Source organism: Bacillus sp. JJ1533 (assembly GCF_036965045.1).
Taxonomy (GTDB): domain Bacteria; phylum Bacillota; class Bacilli; order Bacillales; family Bacillaceae_L; genus Ferdinandcohnia.
Genome location: NZ_JBALOV010000003.1, coordinates 62,997 through 85,145, shown reverse-complemented (window position 1 = coordinate 85,145; position 22,149 = coordinate 62,997). Strand labels below are relative to the sequence as shown.

Below are 22,149 nucleotides of genomic sequence, written 5' to 3'. Positions count from 1 at the left end.
GCTCAGGTTCTGAACAGCATTTTTATTTTTCACTCTTAAAAAGGCGATTTTTAAAAGAATGTAAGATTGGCACGTTACTTGCAAGTATACAAGTTGTCTGAATCATACTCATTTTAATGGAGGGGAAAAACAATGGCAGGAAACAGAGCGGTAGCCTATATGGGACCTGGTAAGGTAGAGGTAATGGATATTGGTTATCCAGATTTAGTTTTGAGAGATGGACCTGGAGTAAACCCTTTAAACGTAGGACGTAAATGTGAACACGGTGTTATCTTGAAGGTAGTGACAACCAATATTTGTGGAAGTGACCAGCATATGGTAAGAGGGAGAACAACTGCTCCCTCAGGACTTGTGCTGGGACATGAAATAACTGGAGAAGTAATTGAAGTGGGACGTGATGTGGAATTTATCAAAAAAGGGGACCTGGTGTCTGTCCCGTTTAATATTGCGTGCGGACGATGCCGAAGCTGTAAAGAGCAGAACACACATATATGTGAAAATGTAAATCCTGATCGTCCTGGTTCAGCTTATGGTTATGTTGATATGGGGGGATGGGTAGGAGGTCAGTCTGAATATGTGATGGTACCTTATGCTGATTTCCAATTATTAAAATTCCCGGATAAAGATCAAGCGATGGAAAAAATTAAAGATTTAACCATGCTTTCTGATATTTTTCCAACAGGTTATCATGGGGCAGTGAGCGCAGGAGTTAAGCCAGGATCTACTGTGTATATTGCAGGAGCAGGACCTGTTGGTCTAGCAGCTGCACATTCGGCACAATTATTAGGGGCTTCTGTCGTTATTGTAGGAGACTTAAATGAAGAAAGACTTGCCCAAGCAAGAAGCTTTGGCTGTGAAACAGTGAATCTACGTCATCACCCAGATCTGGGAGAGCAAATTGAACAAATTTTAGGAGTTCCTGAGGTAGACTGTGCTGTGGATTGCGTAGGCTTTGAAGCATCTGCCCATGGTGCGAGTGGTATCGAAGCACCAGCAACTGTATTAAATTCAATTATGCAGGTCACACGTGCAGGCGGACGACTAGGGATTCCAGGTCTCTATGTAACGGGAGATCCAGGTGGAATTGATGAAGATGCCAAAATTGGTACATTGAGAGTTCGTCTAGGATTAGGGTGGGCGAAAGCGCACACGTTCGTAACGGGTCAAACACCAGTCATGCGATACCACCGTGACTTAATGCAAGCGATCTTAAGTGGAAGAGCACAGATTGCAAAAGCTGTTAATGCAACTGTTATTTCCTTAGACGACGCGCCAAGAGGCTACGCAGAGTTTGATAAAGGTGCATCAAAGAAATATGTAATTGACCCTCATGGAATGTTGAAATAATGGTGGATGCCTATGGAGACACCCAGCCTGTTCAAACGATGTTTTGCTGAAGGGATCGGTACTGCTTTATTAGTTCTTATCGGTCCTGGAACAGCTGCATTTAATGGCATTATTACCGCGAATAACAACGAGTCTACAACATTAGCAGATATTGGCGTGATTAGTTTTGCCTTTGCAATCATTGTGATGGCAATGATCTATTCAATCGGAAGATTAACGGGTTGTCACATAAACCCAGCAGTTACAATCGCATTAGCTTCGACTGGTCATTTTCCATGGAAAGAAGCAGGACCATATATTCTTGCGCAATGTGTGGGCGGTGCCATTGGGGCGTTTGGAATTGTAACGGTTTTAGGCATGGACGGAGTCTTGTTAGGTAATTTAGGGGCTACTGTACTGGCACCATCTACCGGATATTTACAGGGGGTGATTATCGAAGCCATTGCAGCGTTTATTCTGATGTTCGTCATTATGGGAATTGCAGTGGACTCAAAGGCCCCAAAAGAGTGGGGAGGACTTGTAATTGGTTTAACAGTCGGAGGGATTATCATGATGACTGCCGGTGCTACGGGAGCATCATTTAATCCAGCAAGAACCTTTGGCCCCTATCTAGTAGATAGTCTATTAGGCGGCAATATCAATTGGATCCAATTTCCTGTTTATGTCATTGGTCCCATCGTGGGTGCCATCGCAGCGGCGGTCGTTTATACGTATATGACTAGTTCGAAAAAGCTACCGGTATCAAATGAAGGATTTCCTCATGAAGTAGCTAAATAGAGTTAGATAAAGGTGAAAGTCCCTGCTGTAAATACTTTTAGGCAGGCGACTATTGCCTTTTTCGATTTTTATAGAGGGTGTTTGGCGGTTGTAACAGAGTCAGGCCCTTCTTATCAAATGACAGGGCTGTATTTTTAGATATTGAAGATGATAATGAAAACAGAAATTGTATATTTTTGGTTGGTAGCAGTAAGGCAATCCAATACTGCTACCAAAAGCTGTGACCAATAAAATATTGTTCTCAGGCGGTGTGAAGTGGATAGGAAGTGATTTCTCAGAAGCCATTGGTTCATAACTGTTAACATTATTTTACAATAATAACCAAAAGTAAAATATTGGATTTATATAAACCCAACCCGTATAGTTATAATATGAGAGGTTAATATAATAAAAGGGGATGTTTTAATAGCATGTATAAAGAAAAACTTATGTACTCACCATGGATTATAGGTATCCTATTTGCATTGTGGTTTCTAATAATACCTCCAATAATAGCTATTGTTCTTATATATAAACGCAATAAAGAGATAAAAAAATTCAAAACTCACTGGAAAGAAAATAAATTTGACGAGATTACAGACTCAAAAGCTGAAGTCGAGTTGTTAAAAAGAGAAATTCTAAAACTATCAAATGATAAAAAAGAAATAGAAAGCCAATTAGAAACATTTAAACCAATTACAGATTCATTAGAAATTCAAAATGATCTACTTAAAAAAATAGAAGAACTTGATAAGGAGAGCAAAACGATATCTAAGAGAATATCTGATGGTAACTTGTTGATTGATTTGGAAAAATCAAAATTAGAAATTAGCGGGGCAATTCATGATTTAGAATCGAAGAAAAACACAATAATATCTGAAATAGACTCATTACAGTCGAACCTTGTACTTCTAAATGATGAACTCAAAATGCAATCTTTTGGTTTTTATCTACCTAAGTATGGTTTTGAAAACTCCGAAGCCTACCAGGTTAAATTAAATGAAATTCGCAAGGAACAAAAGAAAATGGTTAAAGAAAAAACTGCTACCATCCACAGTCTTGATTGGACTATAGGTAACGATAGTAAGAAAGGTAAGGAGTTTATACTTGATACCATAAAGTTGATTCTAAGGGCATTTAATAATGAATGTGATAATATCATCACAAAAGTAAAATACAATAACGTTGATGCAAGTGAGCAGAGGATTCACAAGGTTTATGATGAGTTGAACAAACTTACAGATATGCAGCGAGTGTCAATTGCTAAGGGCTATTTAAACCTGAAATTACAAGAGCTTTACCTAAAATATGAATTTGAACAAAAGAAACAAGAAGAAAAAGAAGAACAAATAGAAATCAAAGAACGCATGCGTGAAGAGGCAAGAGCATTAAAAGAGCTAGAAAAGGCTAAGGAAAAAGTCGAAAAAGAAGAAAAACACTTTGAACAAGCAATAGAAAAACTTCAAGTCCAAATCTCAGAAACAGATGAATTAAAACACGCTAAATTATTAGAAAAACTAAAAGAACTTGAAGCACAACTTGAAGAAACTAGAAAGAACAAAGAAGATGTATTATACCGTGTTCAAAACACAAGAGCAGGTTATGTTTACATTATTTCCAATATCGGATCATTCGGTGAAAATGTCTTTAAAATTGGTATGACACGTAGACTTGAACCTGTTGATCGAGTAAAAGAACTTGGAGATGCATCTGTACCATTTACGTTTGATATACACGGAATGATCTTCAGTGAAGATGCCCCAGCACTAGAAAACGCGTTGCATAGAGCTTTTTCAGGACAGCGAGTAAATAAAGTCAACGAACGTAAAGAATTCTTCAAGGTTACTCTAAATGAAATTGAAGAAGTAGTTAAACGTAATCATAACAAGACAGTTGAATTTACAAAACTAGCGGAGGCTTCAGAATTCAGACAATCCGTTGCGATGGAAAAAGAAAAAGTACTTGCAGTCGTTTAAAGTAGAGGAAAGAATGACAATACATTTATCTGAATCAAAAATAGATACGGTTTGGGGATTCTGGTTTGGCATGTATTCGGTATTACCGGACTCATGCCTTTTTATTTTACCTTTATAAGTTTTGGGTTATGGAGTTTGAGGAAGTATAAGAGTGTTTTCTTAATGTAGTTCTACCGACCACCACTATCTTTAGGTGAAACTGAGTGAGATTCTAGTGCCAGACCCCCAGTGCGGAAATACATTGCATATTGGAGGTCAGGCACCTTTACTAGGGCGTGCCAGAAACCGTCATCAGGTTTTTAGGAAAAGAAGCTATTATTAAAGGATTTTCTCCTTATAACAGCTTCCTAGATAACTAAAATTTTAAAAAAACTTTAAAAGTCCCCCCATTTGTCTTAGCATACCAATTCCGGTTGTAACCTTTCCTACGTGTCCCATAACCGTTTGTAATCCTTGAAGTCTAGAAGTTGGTGCCTGTTGATTTGGAGTTGTAAAAAAAGAACGAGGCTGTCGTCTAATTCGATTAGGCGGTCCAAATCTCCTTGGAGGGAATGGTCTCCTTCCTGGGTTTGGAGGATAAAATGGCATATTTAATCACCTCCTGTTAGTTTCTCATGTTCAATAACCTTCCTAACTACCATATGACATGTGTCTTTGAATTGATTAGACATTAAGATAAATTGTCTACAAATAATACATATACCTACACAACAATTACATAAAATAAGGGAACTTGAAAAAATTTGTATATATCTTAAGAGAGGTGGAGGAAATGAAAGAAATTTTAAAATTAAAGATGGTGCCTGACCGTCATAATGCATTATCGGGGGGCAGGCACCTTTTTCATAAAAGTAGAATTTGATTTCGTTTTTTATGCAAATCGATAATAAATCAATAAAAATGTACTTAGCACGAATAAAAAGTTTAGGAAAACAAATATCATTTGGTCCAATCTGGTCTTATGTATTTTAACTGGTGGATGATAAAAGGATATTCCTTCGATAATAAAAATGATTAAAACAATATGAATCATCCCATGTCCCACTACTTCAGTGTAGCCAAATATGGTAGTTGTCAGGATAAATAAAATGGTTACTACAACAGCCAATAAACGGTTGAGAATACCAACGACTAATAAGTAACCAACAACGAATTCAATAAATGCTGATAGAACAATAAATAGTTCTGGAGCAAAGCCAAAAGTAGGTACGTGATGGCGGTGAATAATATCGATAGTCATAAAAGGATAAACCCATTTTTCTACTGCAACCCAACATAAACTTAAACCTGTTCCGAGGTAAAGAAATGGAAACCCTGCCGTCTCCAATCTCGTTCTTCCCACCAATAAGACACCGATAATAGCAAGGTAAAACCCATAATCTAACATATGAAACCAACCGGAATAACTCCAAGTATGAATAAATAAACCAAGCATTAAAATGGAAGCTAGTTTTGTTGCAAAATGATGAGGAATTAATAGTAAAACGATAATCGCCCACATAAGAACCGTTTGCCAAATATGGTGGATAGTGAACTCAGGTGCAAACATAGTTCTATTAATGACTTGTAAAATAAATGCGACAGCTGTGCCATATTTAAGAATATAACGAGAGTATTTCCGATACCCATCTAACTTCATATCGATTTTGGCGACACCGGGAATTTTCATCAACTGTGGTATGAATTGAGATAATAACGCTAAAAAAAGAGCAATCAGTAAGGATAATATGATGAATTCTATTGAAAGGATTTGTTCAATAGGAACCTTTTCTGGTTCTTTCTCCGTAAACCACTTTACATGTGCATTTGCAATAATTGGCGAAAAACAAATAAACCCAAATAAAAGAATAAAATTGCATTTCTTCAATGGATATACCCCTCCTTTTTGTAACAAAGTTCAAAAATTATTATTCCTTAAGAAGTAGCCTATTATGTTGACGTTCACTGTAAAAGTCGGAAAAAAGCCCCCTAACCGACAAATCACAGTGACTTGTCGGTATTTGGTGTTACTGTCTCGAAAAGTCTTCTAAATGCGTTTATTGTCTTTCTATCTAGTTTGATTGTACGAATGGATGCTTCATTTTTTGTTGGACCAAAACCTTCAGATGCCTTTTGCATAGTCCTACGTTTTTCCGATCACATTGCCTGACCCCAAGTTTGATATAGCAATACAGCATTAAAGCATTACTGCACCTAGGGGTCAGGCCCCTTTTTTAAAAAGAGAAGCGCATCCATGGAAATGCACCATTAATAATACAAATCAGTCTGTAAATACTAACCAATATGCTATAGTAAATAAGCCTTTGAACAAACAAACTGATATTAATATACGAAAAGAGAAGTGATTGGCCTTGCGAGATTTTTTACAACTGGGTATTCGAAAAGAGATTAACCATACATTAAAGTCATTAGGTATAGAAGTGCCTACTTCCATACAAGAACGGACGATACCATCCGTACTTGAGGGGAAGGATGTGATTGCAAAAGCACAAACTGGAACAGGAAAGACGTTGGCTTTTGTTCTTCCCATTCTTGAAAAGATTGATGTGCACAATTCGGATGTTCAAGCCCTTATTTTAACGCCAACAAGAGAGTTAGCTCAGCAAATTTCAAAAGAAATTAAGAAAATGATGGAGAACCTAGAAGGTGTCAATGTGTTAGCTGTATATGGTGGTCAGGATGTTGAACATCAATTAAAAAAGCTAAAAGGAGCTCAACATATTGTCGTTGCAACACCTGGTCGGTTATTAGATCATATTCGCCGTGGAACAATTGACCTTTCAACGATTGAGAAGCTTGTGATTGATGAAGCTGACCAAATGTTACTTATGGGTTTTCTTCCAGAGGTAGATGACATCATTCAGGAAACATTCCCATCTAGACAAACCATGTTGTTCTCTGCAACAATGCCTAAAGAAATTCAATCTCTTGCCAAAAAATATATGGTAGAGCCAGAATTCATAGAAGTGAAAGCAAAAAAAGTAACGGTTGAAGAGATTAAACAAATTGTGATTGAAACAACGGACCGAAGAAAACAAGCCACTTTATTTCATTTAATCGAAGAGCATCGTCCATTTTTAGCAATTATCTTCTGTCGTACAAAAATTCGAGCTAAAAAGCTTCATGATGCATTGATTGCCAATGGATATGAATCGGATGAGCTTCATGGTGATTTGCCACAATCCAAACGTGAAAAAGCGATGAAACGATTTCGTGAGGCGAAAACTCAGTTTTTAGTTGCAACAGACGTTGCTGCACGGGGACTTGATGTAGAAGGGGTAACACATGTCTATAACTATGATATTCCACAAGATGTTGAAAGCTATGTTCACCGAATAGGACGAACTGGCCGTGCGGGTGGCGATGGGGTTGCCATTACGTTAGTGGCTCCTAAGGATCTGGAGTTCCTCCGAATGATTGAAAAAGGGATTCATCAAAAATTCGAAATACAAGTGATTAAAGGAATAAGTATCCCTGATAAGGAGGACTATCAGAAAGAAAGAAACGAGCAAATCAAAAAAACAAAGCGCCCTGAAGGTAGTGCAAAAGACAGAAGCAATGGGTCTTCAAAAAGAAAATCCAATGATAGTCAATCAAAAAGAAATTCAGGCACTTCAACAAGAGGGAGAAGACGTTCTCGCTAAAGAGTAAATGATACATAATGGACTTCCTTACCTCTGGAACGAAAGACGCTTTAGTTCACCGGGGGAAGGAACCAAATTCAGGAGGCTACACCCATGTTACAAAAACAATTGAAAACATACATTCAATCAGAGTTGATGAGTAAAGAACCTTCGTCAATACCATTATATCAAGAGGAAAAAGAGTACATTGAAAAACATCAATTGATTTCAAATGACGTTACATTAATAGAAAAAGATCCAACTACACGTTTCCATGAAGCGTACATTGAAAGATGTGATAAAGAAACGGAAGAAACACTCTCTAAAGAATCCTTCGTTTTTTTAGAACAACCGATTGACTATCTTCAAAAACACAAGAATGAATTTCTATACTTGGAATCAAATTGGTTGGGACTAATCGGCGTTGATGCAATTGCGTTTGAAGTGAATGATGTATTTGGAACATACGACGTCATGGTAGGATTGAAGCTGCAGAAAAAGTATGAGGCAACTCTTAAAGAAAACTTAAGAAAAGATTTACTTGGAGATGAAGCAAAATTCGAACTGATGTTTAATCAAAATGATGGCTTATGGGACTTTAATTTTGCTTTGAATTACGTGAATGGGTTCAAAGAGGAGATGTCATTAGAGGAAGCATATCGGTTAATTTATCGATTTTTATTTAAACTAGTAGAGAGAACGGAAGAAAGAAGCATGGACGTGAATTAACTGTTAAATCGCATTTCTTTCTTACATCTGATACCATTTAACTCTACACAAAAAAGGGACGTGATTGGACATGATAAAAATTACCATACCTACGCCGGATCTAACGATTACAGAACGGAAACAAATTCCGAAAGAAAATGAACCAGTAATCAAGGATATTTACGGCTTTATTGATTTCCATCTAATACCGAGAGATAAAGGTGGCATTTTCTTATTTTTCAATAAAAATGATGAGCTTCTTTTTGTCGGGAAAGCGCGGAAACTACGTCAAAGAATTAAAAAACATTTTGAAGATACGGTATCTCCTATTAAAATGCACAGAGATGAAGTACATAAAATCGATATTTGCATAGTAGAAGATCCAATGGAACGAGAAATTTACGAAACATATATCATTAATAAACTCAAGTCGAAATATAACGTGGATAAAGTATTTAATTAAAAAGGGATTACAGGGCCAAACCCCCAGTGTATGAAAGCATTACTGTGCTTGGGTTAGGCCCTAAGTTTCTAATATCTTTCTTTTCGATAAATACATTACCTAAATAATCTTCCAGAACCACGTATGATCTGAAGGCGTTGTTGCTCTAGTTCCCTCCATATTTCTCGACATCATTCCTCTTATAAATCCCGAAGTATTCATCTTTTTTCCTCCTAAACTAAAAAAAGAATAGAGGGCTAATTGTTTGACCCGACGAATTGGGTCAGGCCCCTAGTTAGAAACTTTTTATACATTTTTTACACAAAAATATTGGCAAATATAAGTGTTTGACAGAAAAAGAGTATAATAACTTCAAAAAGGAGTACTGAAATTTGAAATTAAAAATTTTAGATTCAACCATTTCCGTTTAAGATTTCCATCAACAAAAACAATACCATTGTGGCATTGAACGCTATATATTTTTTCTAACACGAACAGATGAGGAAATCGTGTTAGAAAATGAAACTTATTGAATCTAAAAGAATATTCCAGTCAAAGGTAGGCGATAGAAATAATGGGTAAAATTAATTATTCAATTGTAGATGTATTTTCACAAGGAAAATATACAGGGAATCAACTTGCTGTTTTTAAGAATGCTGAGAACCTTTCAGATAAAAAAATGCAACAAATAGCTAAGGAGATAAATTTTTCAGAGACTTCTTTTATTTTATCAGATAGTAAAAAAGATGATGGCTATAATGTTCGTATTTTTACACCTAATGAAGAGGTTCCATTTGCTGGCCACCCGACTTTAGGAACGGCATATATCATTCAAAATGAAGTAATAGGGGAACAGATAGATAAACTAATTTTAAATTTAAAAGCTGGACAGATTCCTGTAACGTTCGATAAACAAGAACAAATACTTTGGATGGAACAAAATAAACCCACATTTGGTCGTATATTAGATACAAATAAGGTTTCTGATGTTTTAAATTTGGATAAAGAGTACATAGATGATAGATATCCTATCCAAGAGGTTTCAACAGGACTTCCCGTAATTATTGTCCCTTTAAAATCTTTAGAAGCAATTAAAAAAGTTAGAATAAATAAAGAAAAATACTTTGAGTTAATTGAGCATACTGATGCAAAAGCAATTTTGGTCTTTTCTCCTGAAACATATAGTATCGATAATAATTTAAACGTTCGAGACTTTGCATATTATTTTGGTATTCCAGAAGATGCAGCTACTGGAAGCTCTAATGGGTGTTTAGCTTCTTACTTAGTGAAATATCGGTATTTTGATAAAAGTGAGATTAATATTCGTGTAGAACAAGGATATGAAATTAAAAGACCATCTTTATTGTTTTTAAAGGCAATTGATAAGAATGGAGAAATAATAGTGAATGTTGGAGGAAAAGTAGAAAAAATTGCTCAGGGCGAATGGTTTCTATAGTAAATATATATTCTTTCTTTTTTATTTAACGAGATCAAGATGTAGGTCGCTCTTTTTCTTGTTATACGAAAGGAGAAGTTTAATTAAACAACAATTTAATAGAATTGTACAAAAGTAAAAAATGGACTTAATCTGTAGTTCATGGAAAATTACATCTAGGGGGAAATCTTATGGAGGACAAGAAAAAAGCGTTAATTATAGTTGATGTACAAAAAGCGTTCGATGATAAAAAGTGGGGAGAGCGAAATAACCCAAACGCAGAAGAAAACATTAGGAAGATACTACACTTGTGGAGAAGCAAAGGTTGGTTAGTAATACATATACAGCATACTTCCGATAATCCTAATTCAATATTTCATCCCGAAAATGATGGGTTCGCTATAAAAGAAATCGTTGAGCCTACTGATAAAGAAGTAATAATAAAAAAGAAAGTAAACAGTAGTTTTATTGGTACAAATTTAGAAGACCATCTTAAAGAAAATGAAGTAAAAACAGTTGTAATAACTGGTTTTACTACACCTCATTGCGTATCAACAACTACCAGGATGAGTGGTAATTTAGGTTTCGATACATATCTAATTTCAGATGCAACAGCAGCCTTCGGTATGAAGGATCAAACCGATACATATTATGATGCAGCAACTATTCATAATATATCTCTTGCTACATTGCACGAAGAATTTGCCACAATACTGACAACAGAACAATTAATAAACAATTTTACAAAATAAGCTTGTTTCATGAACGAGTGGTCTAAAAGAATAAGCTATCATAAAAAGTCGAATCCTTCGCGTAAGAGGAATTCGACTTTTTAGATTCATATTCACTTAGCGTAGAAAATTTTCGAAATGTGACGATTCACTTACATTCAAAATATCGATCAAATTGGTATTCCATAAAAAGTGCCATGGGAACAGTGGGGCGGTTCAAACGATTCACTTAAAATGCTGAACAGTCCCCTCGTTTTTACAATATGTATTAGGTTATTGAAGATGATAAAATAATGAGTAGATGGGCTACATAGTTATTGAAATTGTAAACTAGTAAACTTGCGACACTTTTTTGAGAAGGAGGAAATAAAGTGGGTTATGAAATTGTTACATTACCTGGCTATCGGGCAGTAGGATTAAAGTGGGAAGGGACATTCTCTGAGATTGTCCCTAAATTAAAAAACGTTATTCGGCAAATAGAAGAACGTGCCAATGAGTTAGATGACAAGCTGAACCCCCATGTTCAATTAGGACTCTCTTATCATGTAATTGAAAATGGTTTCGTGCATTATGCAGTATATGAAGTAAGTAACAGTCAGGAAATTCCTGATGGGATGATAGAAATAAAGGTTCCTCAATTGACTTATGTGAAGACAACACATCACAAAGGGGAGGATATACAAAAGACGTATACCGACCTACATGAATGGTTATTTGATAGCGATTATACCGCATTTAGGGAACCAGGTGTAGTTTACTATGATTCATATATGCCAATAAAACATGAACATTATCCAGTGGAACGCGACCCTAGTGATCCGCATTTTGATATTTATATACCGATTGTTAAAAAGTAGAACAGAGAGATGGTTCCAACACTTCACCTTGAAAAATTGCAACAGCCCCTTGTTTTTCCAAGACCTTTTCAGAGGAGAGTGAGATTGTGAAAGACAAAGAGATCATAGACGCCTTTGAACAGTCAGAAATAAATTTACTCGTAGAACTAAGAATGGGAAATGGATTCCATGAAAAGGAGTATGAAAGGTTAGTTAAGGCTCTCACCGTCTGTGCGGATGAATGGGAGAATCGTACAAGTATTCCGGGAGAAGTCGTCCATACTTTAGTTGGACTATACGATGAACTGTACAACTTTTCTTTAATATATGGTGGTGAAGAATCAGTCCGTATTAAGAACGCAGCCGAAAATACCAAAAAGCTGATTCAAAGATGTACGAAAGATAAAGGAGAAATAGAACCCGAAAGAGCCAGAGTGATTGTCAGGTTGATTGAGAAAATCAACGAAAACGGAAATTTTTTTAAAAAACTTCAAACTGGCAAAGGAATGGATGAACAACAATTTGAAAGAATCTACCATGAATTAACACGTATTATTGACGAGATTTATTCGTGGGAGGAAATTCCAAAAGTTTTGGTAAATATTTTGATTGATTTTCGTGAATTAGATTTGTTTGTCGGTCAATATCAAGATGAGTTCAAACAACCTGAAGAGGCAAATAAAATCTATGATGCGTATGAACGTATTTTTAGTTTGATTTTTGGTTGAACCAGTGAGATGAGAAATATAACAATTTGATAGACAAATAGGTACATATGTGACCAGTGACACAAAAGTACTATGATGGGCCTGCCACCAGTGCATTAAAGCATTACTGTGCTTGGGGTTAGGCCATAAATATCCTACTTTTTCATAAATACATATCCTAAATAATTTCCTGAACCTCGTTTGATCTGAAGGCCTTGTTGCTCTAGAACCCTCCATAGTTTTCGATCTAGGGCATACGGATCTCTTTGTTGAAGGGTTTTTATCTCTGTTTCTGTAATTGTAAGTTGGAGAGATTCTTGTGTACATGTAACAGCCAATTCATAGTTTTTGAGCTTCATTACGATCACTTTAAAATCTGGATCCCATTCCTGCAGCTCTTGCTCAATGCAAGTCGCAACCTGAATCAAAAATTTTTCTCCCACCGTATTTTTTGACATCATTTCTCTTATAAATCCCGAAGTATTCATCTTTTTTCCTCCTAAACTTTAAATCAATAAAGTACAAGAATGAAAGCAATGAAAAAGGCTCTTCATTGCGTATGAACGCAACAAAGAGCCTAAGCCGATCGTCATCATTCAAAGCATTGCTTTGCTGGTTGGAGCACCTTACCTATTGGCAGGTTGCTGTGAAGTCATTGAGCCAGGACTCTCGTTCACTCTTGATAACCTTATTGAACTATATATATTATACCTACACCAAGTAGGTACCAAAAACTCTTTTGTTTGCATTTCCCATGTATAATCGATAGCACCACCATTCTCGTCACCCTTATAACTCAGTGCCTTGAACGTATGCTTCATCTGACTTGGATCAAAGAATCCACTAAATAGGGAAGTTAGTTGGTCTTTACCTTCCTTGCGGAATCCAAAAGTAAAATCCTCGAAAACACCATCATCCGTAAACATATTTAAAGCTTTTTCTTGTCCTTCATAGGTGAAATTATTTAAAAGTTGTTCTGCAAATTGTATATTCATACTAAATCTCCTCTCAATACTTGTATAAGATGATATTTTGGCTCTTGCACACGTTTAAAAAATAAATAGCTTAGCTTGCTTTTCGTTTAAATAAAGCTTTGAATAATCGAGTGATTTTATTTTCTTTAGCCTGAATTGGTTGAGTATTCTCCTTTAATTTAAGAATTTCGCTAGCAGCGTCATAGTAGTCGATAAGACTCGTAATCTTTCCATCCTTCAAGGTGATTACCATAGTTCCACGAAGGTTTACTAGTTGGCCGTTTGTTGGAACCCCCATAAATTCCTTCGTTTGCATTTCCCATGTGTACTCGATCGCACCACCATTCTCGTTACCTTTGTAACTAAGGGCATTAAACGTATGTTTCATTTGGTCAGGGTCAAAGAATCCACGGAAAAGGGAGGTTAGTTGCTCCTTACCCTCCATGCGAAATCCAATCGTGAAGTCCTCAAATACACCATCATCTGCAAACATCGCCAAGGCCTTATCCTGCCCATCATAATTAAAATGGTCCAAAAGTGTTTTTGCAAATTGCATATTCATGTTAAATTCTCCTCTCATTTTTTAATAAAATTGGTTTGCAATTGCTTTGTGACTTTATAGTAACAGGAGGAAAAAAACGAATGTACCAATAGAAATGGAGAAATGTCGTTTATCCAACATTTCAATAAAATTGTCTGAAAAATAGGAGTGAGCTTACACCATTACAATGGATTCTAACATTTTGGAATATATGAACAGTTGATGGTGCCTGTTCTCTTTACGGATAAACGTTTCCGCATGGGGGTCATGCACCTTTTTTATAGACCTAGGCGTAAAGAGGTTAATTATCGAACTGATATGGTATAATTTACCTAAATAAAAAGCACAAAAAACCGAGTCTATATATAAACTTACTCATGCAAAATGCTATTTAAAAATGCAAAAGTGGATGATTATAAGTTAAAGGGAGCTAACGAAAATGAGTGTGTATTTTCAAAACAAACGTTTTTCAGAAGTAGCCTATGGAAAGGAAATCGAATTAGAAAGAGACGTTGTCCAAAATGCTGAACTGTTTTTTGGTCAACGTTCTATTTATATTGATGCTAAAAAGAAAATTGAAGGAAAATCACTGGGTGGGAGCATACCAGACGGTTTCTTATTCGATTTGTCTGATTTAAACAATCCTGTTTTTTATCTCGTTGAAGCGGAGTTAAGTCAACATAGTTTTTATGGTCATATCTTTCCACAAATTACAAAGTTCTTTGCTTTTTTTAATAATCGTAAAAGCCAGGATGAATTAATAAACAAGCTTTATTCCCTTGTACAGGAGGATAAAGAAATCACTGAAAAGTTCCGGAGTCTACTAGGGAGGCAAGAACTTTATAAATTCATGAAGGACACTGTGGAAACCAGCCGAAACATATTGATTATTATTGATGGGGAGAAAAAAGAGTTACCGGACATCATGGAGACCTATGGTGAATGGGGGAATACGGTGAAACTATTAATACTAAAAAAATATAGTGACGGCAAGGATATTATTTTTACACTTGATCCTGATTTCGAAAATGTTGAGTACTCTGTCATGAATATTGACGAAGACGCAGACGAAGAAGTGAAGAAAGAATACACAGAAGAAATACATATGGACTATGCGATTGATAAGATTAAAAATCTTTACCTTTCAATACGAGGGATGGTGAAAGAAACATATCCAGAAGCCGAATTTAACGCTACGAAATATTATATAGGGTTACGAAAAGGAGAAAATAAAAAACAGGCTATCTTTATCTTTAATAAGAGAAGTCTTCGTATTGTCTTGATGAGAGAAGAGGACTATGTAAGACCAATGTTACCATCTCATACAATTAAATCATTATCCGCTTCTGTACAAAAGTTCTGGAATGGTTCTTGTTGTGAAGTTCAATTAACAGATAGTGAAAACATTGATGAAGTGGTAAATGTAATTATTGACTTATTAGAGAAGGACAATGGGTGATATTCTATTTACTTAATTATGGTGGTAGAACCTTTATCGCAAGAAAATTAACTTGAAATTGTATAGTAACTAAGAAAATTAAAATGCTAAGTGATAAACAGTTTTTATAAAAAACAGGAGGACAAGCAAATGGTAAATCCTCTTCAACTAGGCTGGATTGACTATTCAAATGAACATCGAAATAAAGTAATGGCAATACTTGATTTACTTGCACAAAAAGGAGCTGTTGATGAGCTTGGTATCGGCATGATACGCGATGGTTTCTCAGATACGTTCTTCCCAGGAACATCTACCTTACAAACGAGAGCTAAATACTTTTTTATTGTTCCTTATTTACTAATGGATCTCGAAAAAGAGTCATTCGCTAGCCACAAACAATTCCTAGATAAGCTATCACAACAAGAACTTGAACTTATCGATGTACTAAAACAAGGTGAAAACCTGGAAGGAATTATTGGAGGCAGATCTGGAAAGAAACTAAAAAGAAAGCCATCCAGTATCTATTGGAACGGTCTTAGGAAATTTGAAATATTTAAATATGAAAACCTTACTCTCGATAATTACGCGAAAACAGTAAACGCAATGAAACGAAATAAACAAGCCTTAAAGTCTCTAGGTGACGAAGAGACAGATGATGCCGACGTTGGAAATGAATATAGTGGGACGTTCTGGCATTGCCTATTACCCGAGGACGATTGGAAACAAAATCTTCAAATAAAGCTAACTCGACAAGAAGCGGAGTTTTTAAAGCAACGAATTCTCTTATCTTCTAAAACAGAACACAGCCTTTTTGCTTTTTTACTTCAACAAGATCCCGAAAAACTGAAACAAGTTGAAAGTTTCGAAATGGTTGGAGAGATGTTTGCTTTACCAGAAGAAATAAAGAGAATGTATCAATTAGCAACCAAATTTAATCATTTTATCTCTGGAGCCAATATACGATACAATGTCATCCTTTCAAAACAGGAGAACCAGCAGGCAGTTGACGAATGGGAAAAATGGTTAAATAGTTCTTTTGTGAAAAATGAATTCGCATCTTTTCCTTATTTAGAAGTGATAAACCTTTTACACATAGACAGACGAAATATTCGATTGAAAAATTTTCTTCGTGATTGGCAGAAGCTTGCAACAAATGGTAACGAGGAAAAAATTGATAAACTACTAATTACTAGAGAGATAGAATTAAAATCAAAAGATCGTGCCAAATTATATAATTCGAAGGCCTTTTCTTATGACGGAAATTGGGTTGGTATAAGGTCTTTGGATTATCGTTTTCGAATTGCGAAGGCGATTATAAACGATATTTTGGAAGGATTGGAGGAGTAGCGTGCTTAAACCTGATAAGAACAGATTGAACTATAGCGATATGTTAAAACCACCAGTAGGATATGAAGTGGAATTTGCAATCGGGACAACTTATTCACTCGATTTAGAAGCATTGATTGGGGTCCCATTGGCACTCAGCTTAGCAGAAGAAATGGGTCATGCTTTCCACGACAATCCAATTTTTATGTTGGAAGGACTTAGAAGAGCATCAGATAAATTTTTGATATTCTGCGAAGCAGGGCAAATAAAGGTACCTCAGAATAACAATACCATTTTTGCTTTAGTAGAAAATAGCGTTTGTGAAATCGCGTTAGAAAACAACCTCTCCTTCCATCCCAAACTATGGTTGATCAAATATGTGAATGAGGAAAATCGTGAATTATATCGTCTCCTTGTGTTAACAAGAAACCTAACGTTTGATCGTAGTTGGGATCTTGCATTGGCATTGGAAGGGGAAAAGCAAGAGGAAGTGAATACGAAAACAAAGCCACTTAAAGACTTCTTTCAATTTCTCCTTCCTTATGTACCAGATGCAACGAAGGTAGAATCCATGAAGAAGTTGATATCAGCGTTGGATTACGTACATTTTGTACCAGGTGGTAACTTTGTGGACTATGATTTCCTACCACTTGGAATCGAAGAGTACAGCAAGGACAAGACGGAACTTTTTGATACATATCATGATCTTATTATCATGTCTCCGTTTTTGAGTGGAAGTACGATAAATGAGATAAAAGAGAAAAAACTGTCAGATAAGAAGTTTGTATTGATTACAAGGAGAACAGAGTTACATAAGCTTCCACATGACATTCTAGATTATAGTGATATCTATGTTTTAAAAGAAATGATTGTTGATGGGGAAGGTGTTATCAGCGAAGAAGATGAAGAGGAAATGGGACAAGCACAGCAGCAGGATATTCACGCAAAATTATATGCGAAGAGTAAATATAATCAACATCATTTTTACATAGGTTCTGCGAATTGTTCGAGGAATGCGTTTCACGGAAATGTGGAATTTTTATTAAAACTAAAATATAAAAAGTATGGGTTTAAAATGCAACAATTACTTGAAGACTTATTTGGAAAAGACGAGGAAGACAATCCATTTGAAAAAATTGATGTCCTTCCTGTTTTTGAAGAAGAAAAGGAAGATGATGTACTAGAACAACTACAAAAAGGGATTAAGCAGCTTTGTAGAAGTGATTTACGGGCATATGTTACAAAGACACAAAGTACATATTCGTTGGCGATTCAAAGCAAGGAACTACAGGGTACGATTCGCTTTTTTATTAAACCATTGTTAAGTCAAGTTCAAGAGCAACTACTAGACGAAACCGTTCTTTTCTCTGATTTGAACTTAGTAGAACTTGGAGAATTTTATCGTGTCAAAGCAGTAATAGAGGATGCTCAAATAGAAAGAATCATAAAAATTGATACAGAAGGAATTCCGGCTGAAAGGGATAGCGAGATCTATAAAAGTATTATTCGTGACCCAGCGACATTTCTTAGGTATGTTGCGTTTCTATTAGCGGATGATTTCTTATTAGCTGCTCTAGAACAGTTTGAGAGAAGTAAAAAAGGGAACATTGTATGGGACTCCGCTTATTTAGATGGACCTATTCTTTACGAGAATATGCTTAAGACTGTTTCTCGCTCTCCTGACAAGCTGAATGATGTGGAATATGTCATGGATATTATTCGTGACGAAGAAATCATCCCAGAGGACTTTGAAAAATTGTATCAAATATTTAAAAGGGCAAATCAGAATAGGTGAATGAAATGATAAATCTGGAAAAGAAAGAAGCGGAAATTCTTTCGGGGCTAAAGGATTTCCAAAGAGCCACGGTTGAACGAATTCATGATCTATTTACCAATCAGTATAGCCGTGTACTTGTAGCCGATGAAGTAGGTCTTGGAAAAACGTTAATAGCCAAAGGAGTTATTGCTAAAACAGCTAGGTACCACAGGGAAATAGTAGAGGATCCCTTATTTAAGGTTGTGTATGTTTGTTCGAATCAGGGAATTGCTAGCCAGAATATAAAAAAATTAATGATTGATAAACAGGTAAAGGTGGAAAAGGCCTCTACGAATCGTTTATCCATGCAGCACCTTAGAATTTTTAAAGATAAGTATGATGATGAGTTAAAGGAAAAATATATTCAATTAATTCCGTTAACTCCCATGACATCTTTTGAAATGACTTCGGGATTTGGTAGTGCAAATGAAAGAGCCCTGATGTTTGCATTATTAAGAAGATACAAAGGGTTTGAAGAACATATCGAAGAATTAGATTGGTTCATGATGGATAAGGCCAAATCAAGTTGGAACTGGCTAAAGGACTATTTTGAGGACAAGGTATTGTCGGTTGATGAAATAAGTAATGGGGAATACATTGAAACAATGCTCCAACAGATCGGACGAGCTTTTGATGACAATCCATCTATACGTAAGGAAATTCAAGATGTTTGCCAACTCATCAAGGAAGCAAATTATCCTGATACAAGAGTAGAAGGCGCAAAGAAGGTTATTCTTTTTTTACGTAAAATGATGGCTGAAATCAGTGTGAAGATGATGGAACCAGATTTGGTCATCATGGATGAGTTCCAACGATTTTCGGAGTTAATCAATACAGATAGTGAAAGTGAGACCGCAATTCTCGCAAAGAAATTCTTCAACAGTGGTAATTCATCAAAAGAAGAAGTGAAAACGTTACTTCTATCGGCAACACCTTATAAAATGTACTCAACATTAGAGGAAATTCTGGAGTCAGGAAGTGATGAACATTACCACGAATTCTTCCAAGTCACGAATTTCTTGTTTGAGAAAAATCCAGATCAGCAACAGAAGTTTGAAACGGTATGGAAAGATTACTCTACAGTATTAAGTGAGTTTACACATCATGATTTTGCAGTTGTAAGGGCAAAAAAGCAAGAAGCAGAGGAACAGCTTTATAAAGGAATAGCACGCACGGAGAGAATGCTGGCAGAAGGCGCAAGTGAATTGATTAAAGGAAGAATCGAGAATTTAGAGGTTACCGAAGAAGATGTAAAATCCTATCTGAATATGGATCAACTTCTTCAAGAAGCGGAACTACCTGATAAACTCCCAGTAGAATATGTAAAATCTGCGCCATTCTTGATGTCTTTTATGGATAAATATAAATTGAAACAGAAAATCTCACAATATTTCATTCATCATCCAGATAAAGTTTCATTAGCCAATAAAGAACGATTATGGGTTGAGAGAAAAGGAATTGATACCTATAAGAAAATACCCGATGTAAATGCAAGAATGTCAAAACTCAAGGAAATTGCTTTACCAGAAGGGGCAGAGAGATTATTATGGGTCCCACCATCGCGTCCTTACTACGAGTTTGGAGGAAGTTATGCGGGGCATCAGCAGTTTTCGAAGGTGTTAGTTTTTTCTGCTTGGGAAATGGTGCCAAGGTCAATAGCAACGTTACTATCGTATGAAGCAGAGCGCTTAACTGTAGGTGGAATAATAGAAAAGATACCTAGTAAGAAAAAACGCAAAAGTAAAAAAAATTATCTCTATTCAGCTGAAAGGAGATTTCCACAGCCACGACTTCGCTTTGTCATGAAAGATAACGCGCCATCTAATATGAATCACCTGACGCTACTCTATCCATCTCTTTCGTTAGCGAAGTTATTTGATCCGATTGATGTCTTAAATCGGAACGTAACATTACCTGAGATTAAAGCAGAAATCAGTGAAAAAATTAGGCGCATGATTGATGAAATACCAGAGGAAGAAAGTGCGAGAATAGATGAAAGATGGTATTTTATGGCTCCTCTTTTATTTGATTTAGACGACCCTGATATAAAGAATTGGTTCGCTGATGAGCATTTCATGGAAGATGATGACCAAGGTGCTACAAAAGATGGCGATGACAAAGCATTAACACTCCATTTTAAAGAATTAAGGGACATTTTCTTATCGGAGGAATACCCTACTTTAGGAAAGAAACCAGATGATTTAGTAGACGTATTAGTGAATATGGCTCTCGGTTCTCCCAGCGTTTGTGGAATACGCATGGTCGGCCAAGTTGACTCAAAAACGTTAACGGATATCGTCATGTTTTCAAAATCTGTACTAAACAGATTTAATTCTCAAGAAGCAATCGCGATCGTCGATTTACAGTACACAACGAAAGATAGAGAGCACACCCATTGGAAGAATGTACTCCGATACTGTGTAGATGGCAACTTCCAGGCAATGGTTGATGAATATGCGCATATGTTGCTTGAAGAAGGTGGATTAAAACAGAAAGATCCAACAGAACGAAATCATGAGCTAATTGAAGCTATCCGAGAATCTTTAGAATTTCGTAGTGCCCCCCTACAAGTAGATACTTTCTCGAGTTTCAAGAGAAGGGTCACAAAAGGGAGCACCGCATCGGGATTACGTATGCGAACATCTTATGCAGTTGGCTTTGCTGATAAACGAAATGAGGACAAGGCACACGACCGAAAACAGAGTGTTAGGAAATCCTTTAATTCGCCATTCCGACCATTTGTGCTTGCCTCCACCTCAATAGGACAAGAAGGATTAGACTTTCATTATTATTGTCGGAAAATCGTTCACTGGAACTTACCTTCAAATCCAATTGATTTGGAACAACGGGAAGGCAGAATTAATCGATATAAGTCGTTTGCGATTCGTCAAAACATAGCTGCAAAATATGGACATATCGAATTTGAAAGTGATATTTGGGAGGAAATGTTTGAACACGCGAATGAAAGTGAACGTGATGAAACTACGTCTGAGCTTGTTCCATATTGGACACTTTCTGGGGACCAAGGAATTCAAATCGAACGAATTGTGCCTATCTACCCTTTTAGTAAGGATGGTCAAAAATATCATCGGCTGATGAAAATACTTCAGCTTTACCGATTAAGTCTAGGACAAGCAAACCAAGAGGAACTTCTAGAATATATCTTCCATCATGATGTGGATGAAGCAGAGCTTAAAGAGATGTTTATGAATTTGAGTCCTTATTATAGGGGTTAAGAAATACCTTTTCTGAAGTAGGGGAATGAACCTCCATCCATTAGAGCAGAGAAAAATTACATGAGAAACAGAGAAGTAGTCCTATCTATCTAGGGGATGCTTCTTTGTCATTTCTACATGCAACAATTAGTGGATTTATATCTTCATCTAGTCTTGAGCGTTACTTATGATTTTGATGATGGTAAAGAAAAAATGATCGACCATAGTTAAAGGAAGTTCTTGAAAAGGATAGTTTAGACCTTTTTTAAACATATGCT

General features: G+C 36.1%; 18 protein-coding genes and 1 riboswitch. Of the genes, 14 read left to right on the top strand and 4 right to left on the bottom strand.

What is annotated here, in order from left to right; translation table 11 throughout:
• Positions 1 to 132: 132 nt before the first annotated feature.
• From fdhA to V7138_RS01410, 3 genes are all read left to right on the top strand, one after another.
• Positions 133 to 1,347, top strand: coding sequence for a formaldehyde dehydrogenase, glutathione-independent (gene fdhA / locus V7138_RS01420; protein ID WP_335393572.1), 1,215 nt, complete (start codon positions 133 to 135; stop codon positions 1,345 to 1,347).
• A 12-nt stretch (positions 1,348 to 1,359) separates the two neighbouring features.
• On the top strand, positions 1,360 to 2,124 hold the full coding sequence (locus V7138_RS01415; RefSeq protein ID WP_335393570.1) for an MIP/aquaporin family protein: 765 nt from the start codon (positions 1,360 to 1,362) through the stop codon (positions 2,122 to 2,124).
• Positions 2,125 to 2,534: 410 nt separating this feature from the next.
• Entirely contained in the window at positions 2,535 to 4,079 is a 1,545-nt protein-coding gene (locus tag V7138_RS01410) for a DUF4041 domain-containing protein (RefSeq protein WP_335393568.1), read from the top strand.
• Between the two features lie 363 nt (positions 4,080 to 4,442).
• On the opposite strand, the gene V7138_RS01405 is transcribed toward V7138_RS01410, so the two are convergent.
• A complete protein-coding gene (locus V7138_RS01405) occupies positions 4,443 to 4,667 on the bottom strand; it encodes a hypothetical protein (RefSeq protein ID WP_335367158.1) in 225 nt (74 codons plus the stop codon).
• A gap of 283 nt (positions 4,668 to 4,950) precedes the next feature.
• Positions 4,951 to 5,946 carry a DoxX family membrane protein gene (locus V7138_RS01400; RefSeq protein WP_335393567.1) on the bottom strand — a complete coding sequence of 332 codons (996 nt, stop codon included), beginning with the start codon at positions 5,944 to 5,946 and terminating at the stop codon, positions 4,951 to 4,953.
• Between the two features lie 484 nt (positions 5,947 to 6,430).
• On the opposite strand from V7138_RS01400, the gene V7138_RS01395 reads away from it, so the two are divergent.
• The 7 genes from V7138_RS01395 to V7138_RS01365 all read left to right on the top strand — a co-directional run bounded on the left by V7138_RS01395 (position 6,431) and on the right by V7138_RS01365 (position 12,582).
• Positions 6,431 to 7,723 (top strand): DEAD/DEAH box helicase, encoded by a 1,293-nt coding sequence (locus V7138_RS01395; RefSeq protein ID WP_335393566.1) that lies wholly within the window; start codon positions 6,431 to 6,433, stop codon positions 7,721 to 7,723.
• Positions 7,724 to 7,816: 93 nt separating this feature from the next.
• Complete coding sequence (locus V7138_RS01390; protein WP_335393564.1) at positions 7,817 to 8,431, top strand: branched-chain amino acid aminotransferase; 615 nt, start codon at positions 7,817 to 7,819, stop codon at positions 8,429 to 8,431.
• 70 nt (positions 8,432 to 8,501) lie between these two features.
• Positions 8,502 to 8,873 carry a nucleotide excision repair endonuclease gene (locus V7138_RS01385; protein WP_335393562.1) on the top strand — a complete coding sequence of 124 codons (372 nt, stop codon included), beginning with the start codon at positions 8,502 to 8,504 and terminating at the stop codon, positions 8,871 to 8,873.
• A gap of 553 nt (positions 8,874 to 9,426) precedes the next feature.
• A complete protein-coding gene (locus V7138_RS01380; protein WP_335393560.1) occupies positions 9,427 to 10,308 on the top strand; it encodes a PhzF family phenazine biosynthesis protein in 882 nt (293 codons plus the stop codon).
• 170 nt (positions 10,309 to 10,478) lie between these two features.
• Positions 10,479 to 11,039 (top strand): cysteine hydrolase family protein, encoded by a 561-nt coding sequence (locus tag V7138_RS01375; RefSeq protein ID WP_335393558.1) that lies wholly within the window; start codon positions 10,479 to 10,481, stop codon positions 11,037 to 11,039.
• A 350-nt stretch (positions 11,040 to 11,389) separates the two neighbouring features.
• The gene (locus V7138_RS01370) at positions 11,390 to 11,875 is read left to right on the top strand and encodes a GyrI-like domain-containing protein (protein WP_335393556.1); all 486 of its coding nucleotides are present in this window, start codon (positions 11,390 to 11,392) and stop codon (positions 11,873 to 11,875) included.
• Positions 11,876 to 11,961: 86 nt separating this feature from the next.
• The gene (locus tag V7138_RS01365) at positions 11,962 to 12,582 is read left to right on the top strand and encodes a hypothetical protein (RefSeq protein ID WP_335393554.1); all 621 of its coding nucleotides are present in this window, start codon (positions 11,962 to 11,964) and stop codon (positions 12,580 to 12,582) included.
• Positions 12,583 to 12,716: 134 nt separating this feature from the next.
• On the opposite strand, the gene V7138_RS01360 is transcribed toward V7138_RS01365, so the two are convergent.
• Both V7138_RS01360 and V7138_RS01355 read right to left on the bottom strand, forming a co-directional pair.
• Positions 12,717 to 13,049: a hypothetical protein gene (locus V7138_RS01360; protein WP_335393552.1), complete on the bottom strand. Its 333-nt coding sequence runs from the start codon at positions 13,047 to 13,049 to the stop codon at positions 12,717 to 12,719.
• 98 nt (positions 13,050 to 13,147) lie between these two features.
• Positions 13,148 to 13,250: riboswitch (SAM riboswitch) on the bottom strand.
• A gap of 376 nt (positions 13,251 to 13,626) precedes the next feature.
• Positions 13,627 to 14,097, bottom strand: a complete 471-nt coding sequence (locus V7138_RS01355) for a nuclear transport factor 2 family protein (RefSeq protein ID WP_335393550.1) — start codon at positions 14,095 to 14,097, stop codon at positions 13,627 to 13,629.
• Positions 14,098 to 14,515: 418 nt separating this feature from the next.
• Between V7138_RS01355 and V7138_RS01350 the strand changes: the two genes are divergently transcribed.
• The 4 genes from V7138_RS01350 to V7138_RS01335 all read left to right on the top strand — a co-directional run bounded on the left by V7138_RS01350 (position 14,516) and on the right by V7138_RS01335 (position 21,892).
• Positions 14,516 to 15,535 carry a hypothetical protein gene (locus V7138_RS01350; RefSeq protein WP_335393547.1) on the top strand — a complete coding sequence of 340 codons (1,020 nt, stop codon included), beginning with the start codon at positions 14,516 to 14,518 and terminating at the stop codon, positions 15,533 to 15,535.
• A 129-nt stretch (positions 15,536 to 15,664) separates the two neighbouring features.
• Entirely contained in the window at positions 15,665 to 16,861 is a 1,197-nt protein-coding gene (locus tag V7138_RS01345) for a DUF6361 family protein (protein WP_335393545.1), read from the top strand.
• Between the two features lies 1 nt (position 16,862).
• Positions 16,863 to 18,635: a phospholipase D family protein gene (locus V7138_RS01340; RefSeq protein ID WP_335393543.1), complete on the top strand. Its 1,773-nt coding sequence runs from the start codon at positions 16,863 to 16,865 to the stop codon at positions 18,633 to 18,635.
• Between the two features lie 5 nt (positions 18,636 to 18,640).
• Complete coding sequence (locus tag V7138_RS01335) at positions 18,641 to 21,892, top strand: helicase-related protein (protein WP_335393541.1); 3,252 nt, start codon at positions 18,641 to 18,643, stop codon at positions 21,890 to 21,892.
• Positions 21,893 to 22,149 lie beyond the last annotated feature (257 nt).